At 67.9% G+C, this 16820-nt stretch carries 16 protein-coding genes, 1 tRNA gene and 2 pseudogenes; all 19 read right to left on the bottom strand.

From position 1 onward, the window contains the following. Nucleotides 1-23: 23 nt before the first annotated feature. The 19 genes and pseudogenes from BM162_RS12185 to BM162_RS12110 all read right to left on the bottom strand — a co-directional run bounded on the left by BM162_RS12185 (nucleotide 24) and on the right by BM162_RS12110 (nucleotide 16795). Complete coding sequence (locus BM162_RS12185; protein ID WP_093422244.1) at nucleotides 24-3113, bottom strand: efflux RND transporter permease subunit; 3090 nt, start codon at nucleotides 3111-3113, stop codon at nucleotides 24-26. Between the two features lie 3 nt (nucleotides 3114-3116). Beyond that, nucleotides 3117-4178, bottom strand: a complete 1062-nt coding sequence (locus tag BM162_RS12180) for an efflux RND transporter periplasmic adaptor subunit (RefSeq protein WP_245759253.1) — start codon at nucleotides 4176-4178, stop codon at nucleotides 3117-3119. Further along, complete coding sequence (locus BM162_RS12175; RefSeq protein WP_143096149.1) at nucleotides 4175-4696, bottom strand: TetR/AcrR family transcriptional regulator; 522 nt, start codon at nucleotides 4694-4696, stop codon at nucleotides 4175-4177. The genes BM162_RS12180 and BM162_RS12175 overlap by 4 nt, the downstream gene beginning before the upstream one ends. A 200-nt stretch (nucleotides 4697-4896) precedes the next feature. Further along, nucleotides 4897-4983, bottom strand: a tRNA-Arg gene (locus tag BM162_RS22810). Then, nucleotides 4978-5379: a hypothetical protein gene (locus tag BM162_RS22415; RefSeq protein ID WP_143096148.1), complete on the bottom strand. Its 402-nt coding sequence runs from the start codon at nucleotides 5377-5379 to the stop codon at nucleotides 4978-4980. The genes BM162_RS22810 and BM162_RS22415 overlap by 6 nt, the downstream gene beginning before the upstream one ends. A gap of 36 nt (nucleotides 5380-5415) precedes the next feature. Further along, nucleotides 5416-6258 (bottom strand): c-type cytochrome, encoded by an 843-nt coding sequence (locus BM162_RS12170; RefSeq protein ID WP_093422239.1) that lies wholly within the window; start codon nucleotides 6256-6258, stop codon nucleotides 5416-5418. A 4-nt stretch (nucleotides 6259-6262) separates the two neighbouring features. Continuing rightward, nucleotides 6263-7311 (bottom strand): annotated as a pseudogene (locus BM162_RS12165) (GMC family oxidoreductase). Nucleotides 7312-8018: 707 nt separating this feature from the next. Next, on the bottom strand, nucleotides 8019-8792 hold the full coding sequence (locus BM162_RS23115) for a gluconate 2-dehydrogenase subunit 3 family protein (protein ID WP_218153092.1): 774 nt from the start codon (nucleotides 8790-8792) through the stop codon (nucleotides 8019-8021). Further along, nucleotides 8789-9088: a hypothetical protein gene (locus BM162_RS23110; RefSeq protein WP_218153091.1), complete on the bottom strand. Its 300-nt coding sequence runs from the start codon at nucleotides 9086-9088 to the stop codon at nucleotides 8789-8791. The genes BM162_RS23115 and BM162_RS23110 overlap by 4 nt, the downstream gene beginning before the upstream one ends. Next, on the bottom strand, nucleotides 9085-9615 hold the full coding sequence (locus tag BM162_RS12155) for a c-type cytochrome (protein ID WP_143096147.1): 531 nt from the start codon (nucleotides 9613-9615) through the stop codon (nucleotides 9085-9087). The genes BM162_RS23110 and BM162_RS12155 overlap by 4 nt, the downstream gene beginning before the upstream one ends. Nucleotides 9616-9998: 383 nt before the next feature. Beyond that, nucleotides 9999-11258, bottom strand: coding sequence for an SMP-30/gluconolactonase/LRE family protein (locus tag BM162_RS12150; protein ID WP_093422231.1), 1260 nt, complete (start codon nucleotides 11256-11258; stop codon nucleotides 9999-10001). A gap of 34 nt (nucleotides 11259-11292) precedes the next feature. After that, nucleotides 11293-11958, bottom strand: coding sequence for a cytochrome c oxidase assembly protein (locus BM162_RS12145; protein WP_245759252.1), 666 nt, complete (start codon nucleotides 11956-11958; stop codon nucleotides 11293-11295). After that, a complete protein-coding gene (locus tag BM162_RS12140) occupies nucleotides 11924-12313 on the bottom strand; it encodes a c-type cytochrome (RefSeq protein ID WP_218153090.1) in 390 nt (129 codons plus the stop codon). Before BM162_RS12140 ends, BM162_RS12145 begins: the two co-directional genes overlap by 35 nt. Next, nucleotides 12301-12744, bottom strand: coding sequence for a hypothetical protein (locus tag BM162_RS12135; protein WP_093422226.1), 444 nt, complete (start codon nucleotides 12742-12744; stop codon nucleotides 12301-12303). The genes BM162_RS12140 and BM162_RS12135 overlap by 13 nt, the downstream gene beginning before the upstream one ends. Continuing rightward, the gene (locus BM162_RS12130; protein WP_093422223.1) at nucleotides 12741-13379 is read right to left on the bottom strand and encodes a cytochrome c oxidase subunit 3; all 639 of its coding nucleotides are present in this window, start codon (nucleotides 13377-13379) and stop codon (nucleotides 12741-12743) included. Before BM162_RS12130 ends, BM162_RS12135 begins: the two co-directional genes overlap by 4 nt. Continuing rightward, a pseudogene (locus BM162_RS12125) lies at nucleotides 13372-14580 on the bottom strand (cytochrome c oxidase subunit I); the annotation flags it as partial. The gene BM162_RS12130 and the pseudogene BM162_RS12125, both read right to left, overlap by 8 nt. Nucleotides 14581-14711: 131 nt before the next feature. Then, nucleotides 14712-15758 carry a cytochrome c oxidase subunit II gene (coxB, locus tag BM162_RS12120; RefSeq protein ID WP_218153089.1) on the bottom strand — a complete coding sequence of 349 codons (1047 nt, stop codon included), beginning with the start codon at nucleotides 15756-15758 and terminating at the stop codon, nucleotides 14712-14714. A gap of 4 nt (nucleotides 15759-15762) precedes the next feature. Continuing rightward, nucleotides 15763-16485 carry a c-type cytochrome gene (locus BM162_RS12115; protein WP_093422218.1) on the bottom strand — a complete coding sequence of 241 codons (723 nt, stop codon included), beginning with the start codon at nucleotides 16483-16485 and terminating at the stop codon, nucleotides 15763-15765. A gap of 40 nt (nucleotides 16486-16525) precedes the next feature. Beyond that, nucleotides 16526-16795 (bottom strand): type 2 periplasmic-binding domain-containing protein, encoded by a 270-nt coding sequence (locus BM162_RS12110; RefSeq protein WP_093422216.1) that lies wholly within the window; start codon nucleotides 16793-16795, stop codon nucleotides 16526-16528. Nucleotides 16796-16820: the final 25 nt, after the last annotated feature.

Genomic DNA, 16820 nt, shown 5'->3' with positions numbered 1-16820 from the left:
TTGTTCGGACCGGCCTTCGAGCCTCAGGCCGCGGCGGCTGGTTCTTGCGGCGCGTCGCGAAGCTCCACCGGGTCGCCGGCCTTGTCCGCCTTCCGCGCGCGGGGGAAGAACGAGTAGTAAAGCACCGGCGCCGCGATCAGCGTGAGGATGGTGGCGAAGGCGAGACCACCCATGATCGTCGCCGCCATCGAGGCGAAGAAGGCGTCCCACAGAAGCGGGATCATCCCCAGGATCGTCGTCGCCGCCGCCAGCACCACGGGCCGCAGACGCGACGTCGATGCCTCGACGATGGCCTGTCGGAAGGGGACACCCGCCGCCCGCGTCAGGTCGATCTCCTCGACCAGCACGATGCCGTTCTTGATCAACATGCCCGAGAGGCTGAGAAGCCCCAGAAGCGCGGTGAACGAGAACGGAAGCCCCGAGCCCAGTAGCGCGATCGCCACCCCGTTGACCGACATCGGCACCAGAAGCCAGATGATCAGCGGCTGTCGCAGCTTGCCGAACAGCAGGATCGAAATCAGCACCATCACCAACAGGCTGAGGGGGAGCTGGCTGCCCAGCTTCTCCTGCGCCTGGCTGGAGCTTTCGTACTCGCCGCCCCACTCCATGGCATAGCCCTCGGGCAGGTCCATCGCCTCAACCGCGCTGCGCACCTCGTTGAAGACGTCCGAGACGTTCTCGCCGTCCACGACGCCCGCCTGCACCGTGATCGTTGGCAGCCGGTCCCGGCGGCGCAGGAGCGTGTCGTGCACCTCGAACCCGAAGCCGTCGATGACCTCTTCCAGCGGGATGAAGCGCCCGGCCGCGTCGGAATAGACGGGCTGGTCGATCAGTTGCGTGTCGTCCTCGGTGCCGCCCGTGCGCACGACGATGGGGATCAGGCGATCTTCTTCACGGTAGACGCCGGCCTGCGCGCCCTCGGTCGCCGTTTGAAGCGCCTGTCCCACGTCCTGCCGCGCGATGCCGGCGGTCTGCGCGCGCTCGGCGGCATAGACGGGCTTGAGCACCAGTTCCCGCTCGCGCCAGTCGGTGCGCAGATCCTGCAACCGGTCAGAGGCCGCGCCCAGCCGCGCCTCGGCCTCCTCGGCCAGCGCACGCAGCACGTCCGGATCGCTGCCCGAAAAGCGCACCGCCACCGGTGCACCGCCGCCCGGCCCGAAGGCCAGACGCTCGGTCCGGAACTCGCCCGCGACCAGCTCGGACCGGCCGAAGACCTCGAGTTCGCGCTTGAGCGGCGGGATGTCCTCCAGGCTTTCGGTGCGGATGATCAGGTGGCCATAGGTCGGCAGACTCTCCTCGGGCGGATAGGTCAGCATGAAGCGCGTCGCGCCGCCGCCCACGAAGGTGGCGACCGAGACGACCTCGTTCCGGTCTTCCAGCCATGCCTCGACCCGCTCCATGTCGGCCGAGGTCTGGCGGATGTCGGCACCCTGAGGCAGGCGGTAATGCACGTAAAAGATCGGCGTGTTGCTGTCGGGGAAGAACTGCTGCTCGACTCGACCGAAGCCGACGTAGCAAGCCGCCGTCACGCCGACGAGCGCGGCCAGCACCAGCCAGCGCAGCTTCAGCGCCAGTCCCAGCGTGGCGGCATAGGCGCGGAAGATCGGGCCGCCGTATTGCTCGCCCTCTCCGGCGGCGCCGCGCTTGAACACGTAGTGCGCCAGAAGCGGCGTCGCGGTGATCGCCAGCCCCCACGACAGCAGGAGCGAGATCCCGATGACGGCAAAGAGCGAGAACAGGAATTCGCCGGTGGCGTCGGGCGACAGGCCGATGCCCGCGAAGGCCATGATGCCGATGACCGTCGCCCCCAGCAGCGGGATCTGCGTGCGGCTGGCCACATCCTCGGCCGCGTCGCGCGATGTGCGCCCCCGCAGCATCTGCATCTGCATCCCCTCGGCCACGACGATAGCGTTGTCGACCAGCATGCCCATGGCGATGATCAGCGCCCCGAGCGAGATGCGCTCCATCTCGATCCCGAAGATTGCCATGAAGAAGATCGTGCCGACGACCGTCAGCAGAAGCGTCGCCCCCACCACCACGGCCGAGCGCCATCCCATGAACACCAGCAGCACCACGGCCACGATGCCCACCGACATGGCAAGGTTGACGAGAAAGGCGTTCGACGCCTCCTCGACGACCAGGTGCTGCTGGTAGATCGGGTGCAGGTCGACGCCCACCGGGATCTCGGGCTGGAGCGCGGCAAGGCGGTCGTCGACCCGGTGCCCGATGTCCACGATGTTGAGGTCTGACAGGCCCGCGACCCCCAGCGTGAAGGCCTCGGTCCCGTCGAAGCGGATGATCTGGCCCGGGTCCTCGACGCGGGCGCGGTAGACGCGCGCCACGTCGCTCAGTTCGATCACCTCGCCCCCCACGCCGATGGTCAGGCCCGCGATCTCGCCCACGCTGTCCGACCCCTCGGGCGCCTCGATCCGGATGTTGGTGCCCTCGCGCGTCACCTCACCCGCCGCGACGACGTCGTTCGATTCCGAGATCGCCTGGATGATCGCCGCCGGCGACAGGCCGAGGTTGGTCAGGATCGGCATGTCCGGCTCGACGAAGATCGCCTCTTCCGGCAGCCCGGCCACCGCCACGTCGGCCACGCCGTTCACGGCCAGCAGCTCCCGGCGCAGGAAATCGGCGACCTCGTGCACCTCGGCATCGGTAAAGCCGGGCATGGTGACGGCATAGAAGATGCCATAGACGTCGCCGAATCCGTCATTGACCAGCGGCGGCGCCACCCCCTGGGGCAGGCCCCGCGCGGCGTCGGAAATACGGTTGCGCAGTTCGTCCCAGATCTGCGGCAGTTCCTCGCCGTCGTACGTGTCCTGGATGTGCACGTCGACGCGCGACAGGCCGGGGCGGTTGGACGAGGTGACATAGTCGATCTCGGCCATCTGCTGGACCGCCGATTCCAGCGGCTCGGACACCTCGCGCGCCACCTGCTCGGCCGAAGCCCCGGGATAGGCGGTGACGACCACCGCCTGCTTGATGGTGAAGGCCGGATCCTCGAGCCGCCCGATGGTGGCGAAGCCCCAGAGCCCGCCCAGCAGGCAGCCGAGGATCACGATCCAGGTCACGAGGGCCTTGTCGATGGACGCACGCGCGATGCCCATGGCTTACTCTCCCGCCGCGACGTAGCGGCGCACGGTCTGCCCGTCGCGCAGTTGCGCAGCGCCCGCGGCCACGATTTCCTCGCCGGGCTCGAGCCCCGACACGATGTCGACGCCGCCATCCGCGTCCGCCGCAACCTCGACCGGCCGCCGCGTCACGGTGCCCGTGCCGTCTTCGCCCTCTTCGAAGACCATCACCGCCGCCTGGCGGTCCGGCCCGAAGACGACCGCCGTCTGCGGCACCTCGATCACGTCGTCCCCGCCACCCTCGGCCGAGGCCGCCACGGTCGTCGAGGCACCCGGCAGAAGCCACGGCCCCGGCACCTGCTCGAAGGCCAGCGTGAGGGAATAGGTCTGCCCGACATCGGCCGTCTCGGCCTCGAACTCGCGCAGGGTCAGCGGATAGGCCGTGTCGTCGCCCGGGAAGGTCGCGGCGAAGTCGACGTCGAGGTTGCCGCGCGCCTCGCGGAACAGCACCTCCGGCACCTCGATGTCGACGCGCAGTTCGGACATGTCGTGCAGCCGCACCACCGGCGTGCCCGCGCCCACCGTGGCGAAGTTCGCCACCTCGCGCCGCACGACCAGCGCGTCGAACGGCGCGCGCAGGGTCGCATCGTCAAACCGGTTCTGCGCCTGCCGCAGAGCGATCCGCGCCAGGTTCTCGGCCGACCGCGCGTCCTGAAGGTTCACCCGCGATACCGTCTCGGGTCCAAGGCTTTCCAGCCGCTCGCGATCCCGCCGGGCCTGCTCGACCTCGATCTCGGCCTGCTCAACCGCCAGTTCGAACGGCTCGAGGTCGAGCCGCGCGATGACGTCGCCCTCCTTGACCCGCTCGCCCTCGGAGACCGGAAGATCGACGATCTGGCCTGCGACCTGGAAACTCAGATCCGTGGTCTGCCGCGCCCGCACCTGGCCGAAGAACCGCCGGCGGATGCGCATGTCCTCGGGCGCCGCGGTTTGCAGCTTCACCGGCCGCACCGCCTGGCCCGGCGCCGCGTCGTCCTGCGCCTGGGCCGTTCCCGCCGCGACGAGGCACAGCGCCACGATCATCACACCACGTTTCATCATGCTCTCATGTCCTCGTTTTCCTGGCCCGCCGCCGCGCCGCGCACGACCAGCCCCGCGAAAAGGGCGGCCAGCGCGTCGGCCGGCAGGCCTTCGCGGTGCAGCACCCAGTATCGCAGCGTTCCGATGAAGGCCCCGCCATAGAATTGCGCCCGCACGGTCAGTGTTTCGTCGCATGCCCGTCCCGCCGAATCCTGCCGCATGAAGCCTTCGACGATGCCGGCAAAGCGGTCCTCGGGGCTGAACCCCGCCTGTCCGTCCAGGATCGCGCGAAGCCGCGAGTCATCCCGGTCAATGCGGTGCAACAGGTCGCCGACATCCTCGCGGATCCGCGCCTCGAGCGCGCCGTCGTCGGCACTCGCGCCCTCGTGACGGCGCTTCAGGTCCCCCAGATGAGCGTCGAGATATTCGCGCAGCAGGTCATCCACGCTGCCGTAGTTGGCATAAAAGGTCTGCCGCGTGACGCCGGTCGACTTGGCTAACATCTCGACGGAGATTCCGCTGATTTTCTGTGTTTCCAACGCCTCTCGCAACGCCGCCTGAAGGCGGTCGCGCGTGCGTCTCCGTCTCGGGTCCATGGGCGCCTATTTGGCCAGTTCTTGACAGATGTCAATAACTGCAACGGCCCGCCCATGTGCATCTTCGCAAAGCGCGACCGCCCACGACAGAAACACCACAGGGATGTCCTGCGGCGTAAGTTCTTTCTTGATGGGAGAGAAAATGGCGCACCCGATAGGATTCGAACCTATGGCCTCTGCCTTCGGAGGGCAGCAGAGTCTTCATTTTCCCCTTATTTTACAGGTCATGCGCTGCGCTTTCTTGCCGTTATTTCTGTGCGTGTGCGGTCGTTTCTGTGCGTATCTGTGCGGCGCTGCCCAGAGTGTTTGCCGACGCTGTTCATGGCGGCCACGGCGCGCGCCTGATGGTGCGGCGAGTGGTGCCAGTAGACCTTCTGGATGGTCTCCAGGGAGGTGGAAAAGTAATCGGCCGCATCCTCGACCGATATGCCTGCCTGGATCGCGAGCGTGATCGCCGTGTGCTTGAGAGACGCGGCGCTCGGCCAGCTTCCCGCCGGTGATCGAGGCGGCCACGACGGGATCGGTCGGCGCGAGAATTGCGCCGAGCAGGAACGCCGGCATCGGTGGCAGGTCGCGATCCAGAGCCGGTTGCGGATGTAGCCGGCGACGAGGCCGAGCAGGAGCACCGTGCCGGCGGGACGACGAGTCTGCCGCGCGCGGGCTCAATCTTCCGCCCCCTTCATACCACCGGCGCCGGGCAGGACCGTGTCGTTCTGCTCGACCTCCACGTCCAGCACCGCGCCCGTCATCATCGGGATGTCACGCGGCGGTGTCGGCGCACGGGAACGCTTTTCTTCATCCTGCGGCGTCGTTTCCTCCGGCCGCAGTGACGAGGCATAGGCCGAGACCGCCCGGATCTGGCGGTCGCTCATGCCGTTGGCCACATCGTGCATCACCGACAGCATGCCACCGCCGCGCTTGCCCGCGCGGAACAGCTTGAGCTGGTGTTCGAGGTATGGCTGTGACTGCCCCGCAAGGTACGGGTAGATCGGTTCGTTGCCCACCAACTGCTGGCCGTGGCACATCACGCAGGCCATCACGTCCGGCGCACCCTGCTGCGCAATCTGCCGCCCTTCCTCGACCATCGACTGGCCGAGCGAGATGTCGGGCGGGTACGGTGCCTCCTCGACCGAGGCGAACCAGGCGGCCAGCGAACGCATTTGCCGGTCGGTCAGCATGGCCGCGACCGGGCCCATGACCTTGCTCGGCCGTCTCCCGGTGGCGAAGGCGCGCAACGCATCGTAGAGGTACCACGCGCTCTGGTCGGCGAGGCGCGGGAAGGCCCCGCTGGGGTCGCCCTGACCATAGGCGCCGTGGCAGCTCACGCAGCCAAAGCGAAGCTCGCCAAACTCGCCGCCCGTGGCGAGGAACCGGCCCTGTGCAAGGCTCGCCCGCGCCTCCAGGCTCCTTGGCTCGGGCTGCCGCAGCCAGTCCTCCTGCGCGAAGGCGCCCGCGGCGAGGCCGGTGGCGGTAAACAGAGCGAGGGCAATGGCCTTCGGTCTCATGGCGTCACACCAGCGGTCGGGGGTTGGGAAGGTAGCGGTTGATGATCGCGTCCACCGCCCAGTAGGCCAGCGCACCCACCGTGCCCGTGGGGTTGTAGCCCGCGTTCTGGGGAAAGGCGGAGGCGCCTACCACCCACAGGTTGTGCAGGTCCAGGACTGGAGATAGCGGTTCACGACGCTGGTCTCCGGGTCCGCCCCCATGATCGCGCCGCCGGTATTGTGCGTCGTCTGGTAGGGCACGATAGAATAGTGATCGTCGAGCCAGCCGACCGAGATCTCATTGCCGCCCATGGCGTGGGCGATCTCCTCGGCCTTCGAGGTGACGTAGTGCGACATCTGCCGGTCGTTGTGCGGGAAGTCGAAGGTCAGCATCCCGAGCGGCTGCCCGAAGGCGTCGCGGTAAGTGGGGTCGAGGCCGATGTAGTTGTTCGGATGCGGCGTGGACGACCCGTGCACCGTGATCCCGACGGTCGAGTTGTAATGCCGCGCCACCGCCTGCTTCCATTCCGCCCCCCAGCGCGGTGTACCGGGCGGGACCGGGTGGTGGTGGATCGGCCGTCCCGTGGTCTGGTAGGCGGCGATGTAGGCCCCGCCGACGAAGCCGAGGTCGGAGTGATCGAAGCTGCCGTTGTTGAAGTCGTCCGTCGCCGTGCCGAGTGCGCCGGCCCCCATGAACGGGTTTATCCGCACGTCGCCGTCGTAGAACACCGAGATGCCGGTCATCGTCTGGTAGGTAAAGTTCCGCCCCACCGTGCCGGTGCGTGTCTCCGGGTCATAGGCCTGCCCGATGCCGGATTTCAGCATCAGGATCGGGTTGTGGTGCGCGAAGGCGCAGAGCGCGACCATGCCGGCGGGCTGGAATACCTCCTGTCCCTCGGCATCCACGTAGGTCACGCCGGTCGCCTCTTCCCCGTCGTGCTCGACCCGCAGGACATACGAGTGCGGGCGCAGTTCGAAGTTCGGGTTCTTCAGGGCGAAGGGCAGGATGGCGACCTGGGGGCTGGCCTTCGAGTAGTGCTCGCAGCCGTAGGTTTCGCAGAAGCCGCAATACATGCACGGCTTGAACTTCGCACCGAACGGGTTGGTATAGTGCCGCGTCACGTTGGCCGAGGGAACCGGGAACGGGGCGAGGCCCAGTTCCCGCGCGCCTTTCTCGAACAGGTGGCCGGAGGCCGACTGCTTCATCGGCGGGTTGGGATAGTCGCGCGAGCGCGGCCCCTCGAACGGGTTGCCGCCGTCCCGCGCTTCGCCGCCGACATTGCCCGCGGTGCCGCTGACGCCCAGGACCTGCTCCCAGAAGTCGTAATAGGGCTCGAGCTCGTCATAGGTGACGCCCCAGTCCTGGATCGCCACGTCGTCGGGCAGGAAGTCGTCGCCATAGCGGTCGCGCACCCAGCTTTGCAGCTCGAACCACTCGGGCTGGAAGCGCCAGGTCTGGCCGTTCCAGTGCACCATCGCGCCGCCCACGCCCTCGCCCGGCAGGAACGAGCCCAACTGCCGCATCGGCAGCGCCTGCTGACCGACGAAGTTGCGAAAGGTGATCGTCTGTACCGACGGGTCCTGCATCAGCGAATGGCGGACCGAATACTTCAGCTCGTCGTGCATGGTGGGGGACTGGAAGTCGGGCACCGTCTGGCGCATCGGCCCGCGTTCGAGGGCGACCACGCTTTGCCCGGCCTCGGCCAGCTCCTTTCCCATGATCGAGGCGGTCGCACCGCCGCCCACGAGAACGACATCGACGGGTTCCTTGCGGATCGCCATCAGCCGTCCTCCTTCCGGGCCTGCTGCGCGAAAAGCGCCGCGCCCCCCGCGATGCCCATCGGCTCGCGGTCGTAGCGGTAGTTGTAGTTGTCCACGAGCTCGAGATACTGCGCGTAGCCGCCGGGAAAGCCGACCATGCGCCACGAGACCATGTCGCGATTGCCGCCATAGACCGGGTCCGCGAACCAGCCTTCGACGGTATTAGCCAGCAGCGTCTCGAAGAACACCGGCGCTGGGACGGAGGGCAGTTGCGCCTTTCCCGACTCCAGGGCGCTGAGCACCTCGTCTATCTCGGCGTCCTCCATGTCCCACAGCTCGCGGTCGTCCCGCTCACCCAGCCATTCACGCGTCTGCTTGATCCCAAGCCGGTAAAGCTCGGCGGGCGTGTAGCGCAGTTGATAGCCCTGCTGCGGTGGCGCGTCGGGCTTCCACGGGCCGTTGAGAAACATGCGCGCACCACTGCCGTAGGCGCCCGAGAGTTGACGATCGATATAGACGAGCACACCCGCCTCCTTGGCCCCCGGCCATTCGTCGTCGGCGGGGATCAGACGCGCGATCGCGGCCTCCACGAACTTCGCCTCGTCGGGCTTGAACCAGAGAAGAACGTCCTCGTCGCGGCCGTACTCCAGCGCCGTATCGAGCGGCCCGTCCGGCCGCTCGGGCGGCATGGGCCGAGTGTCGGCCTCCTGTGCGTAGCCGGACGTTCCGGGCACGGTGAGGGCAGCCCCGGCCGCGCCGGCCTTGAGCAGATCGCGGCGTGACAATCCCTTCATTGCATCTCTCCCCCTGCCGGCGGGTCTCCCATGATCACGGACAGGCACCAGGTCCGTGCCGTCTCGCCGTAGCCTTCGCACAGCTCCGGACTCGGCGGCGGCGGCTCGCCCCCGCCGCCCGTGTCTGGCCCGCTGTAACCTGTCGTCGACCCGTTGGTGACGCCCGCCCCCACCTGCGCGATCTGCGACGGTGGCCCCTCCAAGCCGCCGTCGGGCGCGGCGGCGGCGCGGTTCTGCTGCGCGGCGGCGGGCGCAGCGCACAGCAGGGCGGCGAAGGTCAAGGCGAACGCTCTCATTGCCGGGCCTCCTGCTGAACGGGACCGGCGTCGGGGGGAGCGTCGGCCGCGATGGATTGGCGTGGATGTTCGACCGGCCGGACCGAGGCGAAGTAGGCCGCCACATCCTCGATCTCGCTCGTGGTCATGCGCTGCGCGATGTCCTGCATGATGCCGAGCCTCCCTCCCCCGCGCTCGCCCTTGGCGAAGGCCTTGAGCTGCATCTCCAGATAATCGCGGTATTGGCCGGCGAGATACGGATAGACCGGCGGCAGTCCGCGGCCGTTCGGCCCATGGCAATTCACGCAGGCTTGTATCCCGCGCGACGCATCGCCGACGCTGGCAAGCACGCCGCCGCGCACGATCTGCTCGTAGCCGGGCTCGAGCCGCGCATCGGCGGCGGCGGATTCGTACGGCGTGTCGAGATCCTGCATGGCGTAGTACGCGGCCACGTCGCGCATCGCGTTGAGCGACAGGCTCTGCGCCACGTCGGTCATCGTCGGGTGCGGCCGCTCGCCCGATGCAAAGTCCTGCAGCGCGCCGTACATGTAGAGCCAGCTTTGCCCGTGCAGCCGTGGGATGCCGGCGACCGGGTCTCCCGCCCCGTCGCGCCCGTGGCAGGTGAAGCAGGGAGAGCACTCGCCGCCATCCGCGTCGCAACCCTGCCCCTCAAGAGCGATTGATGCGCCGCGGCCGGGGTCCGGATTGCCTGGCGGAGCGCTCGACCCTTGGAAGAGGGTCTTCGACGGCGGCTCCTCCACACGCCCCTCCTGTGCGGCCGCTGGAAGCGCGGCGGAGACGGTCAGGGCGGCAATAAGAGCACGGATGACCGGAGAAGAACGCAGGACACTCGTCCTTTCCAAGCTTCAGCTCGCCCAACGGCTCGCCTTCCGCAGGCTTCCTGCTGCTGCGGCTACGACTCGAATGTGGCTCATTGCACCCCCTCGACACCCGCAAGACCCACCACGGCCACGGCGTTTGCTTTCACCTGCGGGATCAGCAGCAATTGCTCGTCCGGCTCCCAATCAAAACAGGCAGGCTGGGTCAGGCCGGTGACCAGCACCTCGATCTCGCCGTCGGGACCGATCCGGGCGACGTGGCGGCCCTTCCAGCTCGACACCAGCACCGACGCGTCGGAGCGCACCACCAGCCCGTCGAGCTGACCGCGGTCGAGCGTGCGGGACTGGAGCATCTCGCCCTCGCGCGACAGCAGCATCACTTCGGCGGCGGCGTAGGTGGCGACGACGAGGTTGCCCTGCGGCCCGAAGTCGATGCCGTTGGGGCGTTGCAGGTGGCGGCCCGAGGCGATGGTCGTCGCGGTGCCGTTTGGGCCGACGCGGTGGATGGCGCTCGAGGCCGGGTCGGTCCCGGTGTCGGTGACGAAGACCGTGCCGTTCTCGGCAATGGCGATGCCGTTAAGGAACTTTGCCCCCTCTATCGCGATCGACTCGACCGGCTGCCCGGTCGACAGGTCGAAGACCCGCAGGTGGTCGATGTCGGCGACATAGAGCAGATCGCCGGCGATCTGCATCCCCTTCGGTGCGTTCAGGGTGATCCCTTCGGAGGCGCCGTCGATCCACTTGAGCTCCGCCAGCCCTTCGCCGGTCACGGCCGTGATGAAGCCGTTGTCGTCGCCCTCGAGCATCTCGCCGTTGATGTTCGACACCAGCCAACGGTCGTGCGCCTCGTCGTAACGGACGCATTCGGGCGCCTGGAGGTCCAGCCCGTCGAACAGCCCGGCATGCGCCGGCGGCTGGATGTCCGGCTCGGGCGGGACTCGGTGCCACGTGCCGCCGAAGGTGCTCATGCCGGCCGCGGCGGCGGCGCCCTGGCCCTGGTCGCCCGTGTAACGATAGAGAGGCCAGCCGTAATAGGTGACCTGCGTACTGCCGTCCGGACGCTCAAGGGTATCGAGGAAACCCGCGTCCGCCCCTTCTGCTATTTCCGGCATTTCCTCGGCCAGCACCGGCGGATATGCATGCGTGCACGGGCCGGTGCAGGCGCTTTCGGCTTTCGCCTCGCCCTTGCCCCGCGTGTCCGCCGAAAAGGAATAGAGCGTGCGCCCGGCGCCCTCGACGATGTACGGCCCCTCCTGCGCACTGATCCGGGTCTTGATCGTCAGACCCTGCGCATCGGCGGCCGTCGCCGTCGTCAGCAGCAGCACCACCACCTTCAGCATCGTTCGTGTCATATCGCGCCTCCGTCGGTTATCGGGGGCTGGTCCTTCAGCGGCCTGGTCCCTCCGTCAGCAGCCGGTGAGCAAACGCCACGGCCCCGGCGAGGTAGGGAAGGCCGCCGAAGACGGCCATCATCACGCCGCCCAGCCTCTGGTCGGTAAGCGGGTCCAGCCCGAACGCCCCGCCGCAGAGCCCGGCGGGATAAAGCAGCCCGGGCGCCGTCGTCAGCAGGACGCCCAGCATCGACATGTGCATGAAGCTCAGCGCCAGCGCGACCGTCGCCGCCCCGGCCGAAGCCTGTCCGGATGCGGCGAAGCCCGGCAGCCAGACGAAGAGCCCGGCGAGCAGGAAGCTCGCCTGCTGCGCGGCGAAGATCCACGGCACCAGCGCAGCCGCCTCGTGCAGGGCCGGCACGTGCCACCCCCAGACGACCATCATCTCGAAACCCGCGAACAGCACCCCCCACAGCACCCAGCCGCCCGGCGGGGTGCCCCGCGCGCCCGCCCGCGCCAGCCCCAGCGCGGCCAGCGGCGCGGCGATGCCGATCAGCGCAAGGTGCAGCGCCATGTGCGCGGTGAACGACACCTGCGCCAGGCGCGGCAGCGGCCCGCCCCACAGCGCCGCCAGAACGATCATGGCGGACCCGAGCGGCCAGACCCGGCGTAGGCTCAGCGCCGGCTCACTCGAGAGTGTAGAGATAGGCGGTGATGTCACGCGCCTGCTCCTCTGTCAGGCCCAGATCGGGCATCGCATTGCCGGGCACTACCTCCTGCGGGGCCATCAGCCAAGTGATCATGTTCGACGGCGTGTTGCGCAGGAGGCCCGCGATGTACCTCCGCCGGCTCCAGTGGATCAGCGGTGGACCCACCAGCACCTCGGCCCGGTCGATGCCCGGGATCATGTGGCAGCTTCCGCACCCCGCCCGGTCGATGAGTTCCGCTCCCACGGCCGGATCGCCTATGGCGGTGGCGCGTTCCACGCGGGCGGTCTCGTCCTCGTCCCCGGCGAGGCTGAACAGCGTCAACCCGGCGAGGGCGAACAGACCGGCCACGGCATTCAGTCCAGGCATAGGCCGCTCCAGAAAACCGAGATCGTGTTGAAGGCGATGGCGCAGAGGAACAGCAGGCTCGTCCAGATGCCCCAGACGCTCATGTAGCGGGTACGCCCTTCGCCCGCGCCCATCACGCCGCGCCCCTCGCCCGTCTCGGCCTCCCACGTCTGGCGCAGGTTGACGACCGAGACGATCAGCGCCACCGCCGCCACCGCCAGCGCGGCAAGGTTGACCACGATGACAGCGGGCTGCGTCCATCCCGCCATCTCCACGTCCGGCGTGGCCGCATCGCCCAGGCACGCCAGCCCGGCGAGCGAGCCGTTGATGGCGAGTTGCAGGCTCCAGGCCACCGGGCCGCCCAGGAAGCCGAACCAGAGCCAGCGGTCCTTCGTATGGGCGCGTCCGGGGGCCGGATGGCCGATGTGATATGTGCGTCCATCGTCGCTCATGGCTGAAACAGGTGCGTTGTGACGTAGAAGGTGAAGAACACGGTCAGCCAGACCGCGTCGACGAAGTGCCAATAGATCACGCCGATCGACACGGGGTCGCGGCGGCGGCTGTCGAACTTGCCCACCGCGGTCCAGACGGTCAGCGCCAGCAGGACCAGAAGCCCGACGGCGACGTGCGCCATGTGGAAGCCCGTAACGGTGAAGTAGAGCGAGCCGTAGCTGTCGGTGTCGATCATGAAGGGCTTGTCGCTCCACTCCTTGAGCTGGATGCCCATGAACACCGCGCCAAGAAGCAGGCTCGCCACCAGCCACAGCACGGCGCCGCCGCGGCTGTCTTTCTTCACCGATCTCTCACCCATCCACGCCGTCAGGCTGCTGGTGATCAGGATGACGGTCGAGGGGCCCGACAGTGTGAACGACGGCAACTCGGCCGGAAGCCACGTCCGTCCGTAGTGGAAGGCCATGTAATAGTAGCTGAACAGCAGGTAGACGAAGAGCGCGGCCTCGGTCGCCAACAGTGTCATCGTCCCCCACCAGCCGTTCGACCGGCCGTCGATGCTGCCGAAGCCCTGGCGGCCGAAGGTCAGCACCTCGTTGCCGCGCTCGTCCATGATCGTGCCGCTCGTCTCAGCCATGATGCGCCTCCTTCGAGGTCTGGGCCAGGTCGTCGCGGGGCCAGAGCCAGCCGAGCATGCACAGAAGGATCGCGCCGAGGCCGGCGGCGGCCCATGTCCACAGGTGAAGTAGCAACGCGCCGAAGAAGACCGTCATCGCCACCGTGGTCAGGAACGGCCACAGCGTGTCGTCCGGCATCTTCACGACCAGGTCGGGCTCGGCGTCGAGCACGGTGGTCAGCATCGCCTCCTTTCCGTCGTCCAGCAGCGGGCCGTGATGCAGGGACGAGCGTCCGCTGCCCTCGGGCAAGCGGTCCTCCCACAGCGGGTGGCGGCTGGCGAGCACCGGCGCAGTCGCGAAGTTGTACGGCGGCGGCGGGGACGACACCGCCCATTCCAGCGTCGGCGCGTCCCACGGATTGTCGCCGGCGGGCTTGCCCCGGCGCAGGCCGTGCCAGACGTTGACCAGCACCAGCAGTATTCCGAAGGCCAGCAGGAAGCTGCCCACGGTGGTCGTCATGTTGACCCAGCCCCAGCCCGCGCCCTCGGGGTAAGTGTAGACGCGGCGCGGCATTCCCATCAGCCCGGTCCAGTGCATCGGCAGGAAGGCCAGGTTGAAGCCGCCGAAGATGAACGCGAAGGCCCAGGTGCCGAGCCGCTCGCTCATCATCCGGCCGCTCATCTTGGGGAACCAGAAGTACAGAGCGCCCAGCACGCCGAACAGGTTGATGCCGATCAGCACGTAGTGGATATGCGCCACAACGAAGTAGGTGCCGTGAAGCTGGAAGTCCGCCGGCACGCTCGCCGTCATCACGCCCGAGACGCCGCCGATGGTGAACATCACGATGAACGAGGCGAAGTAGAGGAACGGCACCTTCACCACCGGCTTGCCGTACCAGATCGTCAGGATCCAGGCGAAGACCGACACGGCGCTGGGTATCGTGATGATGAACGATGCGCCCGAGAAGAACGACAGCGACATGAACGGGATGCCCGTCGCGAACATGTGGTGCACCCAGACGCCGAAGCCCAGGATCATCGTGGTGATCGTGGCGATCACGACCAGCGTGTAGCCCACCAGTGGCTGGCGGCAGAACACCGGCAGCGCGTCCGACACCATGCCCATGGCCGGCAGCACGATGATGTAGACCCACGGATGCGCGAAGATCCAGAACAGGTGCTGCCACAACAGCGGCTTGCCGCCCCCCGCCGTCTCGTAGAAGTTGGTGCCGAACCGTGCCCAGCCACCCGAACAGCCCCGGTTTGGTCTCCCAGATCTCCTGAAGCCGGTCGCGCAGTGCCTGGGTGTCCGGCCCCACCTTCGGCTGGGTGGTGTAACGGGCGTCGCTCACGTCAGGCTCCTTGGTCCAGGGTCAAGAGAAAGGCGCGGATCGCGTCGAGCTCCGGGCCCGAAAGATCGGTGCGCGGCATCAGGGTCCCGGGCTTGATGACGTCGGGATTGGCGATCCAGCCCGACAGGTGGCCCGGCGTGTTCGGCAGCATGCCCGAGGCCAGGGTGGTGCGCTCCATCAGGTGGGACAGGTCCGGCCCCATCTCGCCGCCGGCCATCGCACCGCGGATGTTGTGACAGGCGGCGCAGTTCAGGCGGAACAGCTCCATTCCCATTTTCGCGACCTCGGTCTCGGGCATCTCGACCGGTTCGAGCTGCATGTCCCACCACGCGTCGAAGTCCTCGGGGCTCTCGGCCACCACGCGCAACGCCATGTTGGCGTGCTGCTTTCCACAATACTCGGCGCATTGGCCGCGATAGACACCGGGCGTGTCGGCGCGGAACCAGGCCGTGTTCTCCTGCCCCGGGATCAGGTCGGTCTTGCTGGCGATGGCGGGCACCCAGAACGAGTGGATCACGTCGGCCGAGGTCAGGCGGAACTTCACCGGCACGCCGACGGGAACATGAATCTCGTTGGCAGTCTCGAAGATGCGGCTCTCGTCCTCGCTCAGATACGTCACCTGCCACCACCACTGGTGGCCGGTGATGGCGATAGTGATGGGCGCTTCTCCGTCCGGCTGGCGAATGTCGGCCATCGTCATCATCGTCCAGACGACGAAGACGGACAGCGCCGCGAGCGTGGCGAACAGACCGCCGTACATCCAGCGAAGCGCGCTGTGGTCATGCGGTGGCGACACAGCTTCCTGGTCGCGCCGCATGTCGACGCCGCGCTGGGTCTTGAGGAATACACCCGCAAGCACCAGCGCCGCGATGATGACCACGACCCCGATGGCCAGCCAGAGCAGCCCCCAGAGAATCGGCGTGATCTCGTTGCCGGGCGAGCCGAAGGTTTCGAGGTACCACATCGGCCGGTTCTCGCCCTGCGCCTGCGCCGCCGCCGGCGCGAGGGCGGTGCCGAGAAGCGGGATATGCCGGATCGTGCGCCTCATGGCGTCACTCGCCCTCCTGCGCGGCCTCGGTCTTCTGCGGCTCGTCCACCTTCTCGAACGGGGGCTGGCCGAAGCTGAAGGGCTGCGTGTGCTCCCAAGGACGGATCGTGTCGGTGTAGTGCGAGGGCACTTGTTCGACCGTGAAGGCGTCGAGCGAGGTCGTGCGCCCCCACGCCCCTTCGTCCTTCGCGAGCGAGCGGACATAGGCGACGAGGTCCCAGATCACGTGATCGGGCAGCAGGCCCCCGTAGACCGGCATGCCCAGCGGGCGGCCCTGCAGGATGGTGAGATAGATGTTCTCGGGCTCCTGCCCGAAGAGGAATGTCGTGTTCGACAGCGACGGCCCCATGCCCCCGCCCCCGTGCGGCCCATGGCAGCCGATGCAGTTGAACTGCGCGAAGTACTTCTTGCCGCGCGAGAGCCGCTCCTCGTCGGTCAGGTCCGGCACGTCGATCTCGACCTGCGGCCGCACAGCGCCGGGATAGATGCCGGTGACGAGGACATGCACCAGCTCGTTCGGGCGCACCTGCGTTCCCAGTTGCACGGGCTGCTCGTCCTGCCCGGCCCCATCGACCCCGACATCCTCCTGGTCGGGCGTCAGTGGCGCGTCGATCACCGTGCGCTCGACCGGCTCCTCGACATCCTCTTGTGCGGACGCAGGCAGCACCAGGACCAACGCTACACCGAGTGCGGTGACCGCGGGGACGTTCGTTCTGCCTCTGGCCATGACAGCCCTCCTTCTCGTTCTCGCGCTCCGCGGGCGGCGGTCAAAAGATCGGCACGCCGTACTCCTCGAGCAGCGCGTCGATCTCGTCCCGCCGCTCGACGATCACCTCGTCTAGCCTGGCCTTCGTGTCGTCGTCGCCCTTGCGCACACCCATGGCGATGGCGAACTGGAAGACCTGCGGCAGGTACTCCCACGTGTCGGTGATCGGCTCGACGCGCAGCGGCACCTCCGCCCGCTTCGCGTACCACCCCGCCCTCGGCCCCCAGGCGGCGGCGAGGTCGATGTCCCCCGCGGCCACGGCATCGAGCATTCGCAGCGGCGGCGAGTCCTGCCGA

It is taken from the genome of Tranquillimonas alkanivorans (assembly GCF_900115595.1).
Taxonomy (GTDB): Bacteria; Pseudomonadota; Alphaproteobacteria; order Rhodobacterales; family Rhodobacteraceae; genus Tranquillimonas; species Tranquillimonas alkanivorans.
This window is presented reverse-complemented; position numbering and strand designations above follow the sequence as displayed.

What these genes read in the sequence shown, in the direction of transcription:
- BM162_RS12185 (WP_093422244.1), bottom strand. Translation starts at nt 3,113, where the DNA reads ATGGGCATCGCGCGTGCGTCCATCGACAAGGCCCTCGTGACCTGGATC.
- BM162_RS12180 (WP_245759253.1), bottom strand. Translation starts at nt 4,178, where the DNA reads ATGATGAAACGTGGTGTGATGATCGTGGCGCTGTGCCTCGTCGCGGCG.
- BM162_RS12170 (WP_093422239.1), bottom strand. Translation starts at nt 6,258, where the DNA reads ATGAGACCGAAGGCCATTGCCCTCGCTCTGTTTACCGCCACCGGCCTC.
- BM162_RS23115 (WP_218153092.1), bottom strand. Translation starts at nt 8,792, where the DNA reads ATGAAGGGATTGTCACGCCGCGATCTGCTCAAGGCCGGCGCGGCCGGG.
- BM162_RS23110 (WP_218153091.1), bottom strand. Translation starts at nt 9,088, where the DNA reads ATGAGAGCGTTCGCCTTGACCTTCGCCGCCCTGCTGTGCGCTGCGCCC.
- BM162_RS12155 (WP_143096147.1), bottom strand. Translation starts at nt 9,615, where the DNA reads ATGTACGGCGCGCTGCAGGACTTTGCATCGGGCGAGCGGCCGCACCCG.
- BM162_RS12150 (WP_093422231.1), bottom strand. Translation starts at nt 11,258, where the DNA reads ATGACACGAACGATGCTGAAGGTGGTGGTGCTGCTGCTGACGACGGCG.
- BM162_RS12140 (WP_218153090.1), bottom strand. Translation starts at nt 12,313, where the DNA reads ATGCCTGGACTGAATGCCGTGGCCGGTCTGTTCGCCCTCGCCGGGTTG.
- BM162_RS12135 (WP_093422226.1), bottom strand. Translation starts at nt 12,744, where the DNA reads ATGAGCGACGATGGACGCACATATCACATCGGCCATCCGGCCCCCGGA.
- BM162_RS12130 (WP_093422223.1), bottom strand. Translation starts at nt 13,379, where the DNA reads ATGGCTGAGACGAGCGGCACGATCATGGACGAGCGCGGCAACGAGGTG.
- coxB (WP_218153089.1), bottom strand. Translation starts at nt 15,758, where the DNA reads ATGAGGCGCACGATCCGGCATATCCCGCTTCTCGGCACCGCCCTCGCG.
- BM162_RS12115 (WP_093422218.1), bottom strand. Translation starts at nt 16,485, where the DNA reads ATGGCCAGAGGCAGAACGAACGTCCCCGCGGTCACCGCACTCGGTGTA.
- BM162_RS12110 (WP_093422216.1), bottom strand. Translation starts at nt 16,795, where the DNA reads ATGCTCGATGCCGTGGCCGCGGGGGACATCGACCTCGCCGCCGCCTGG.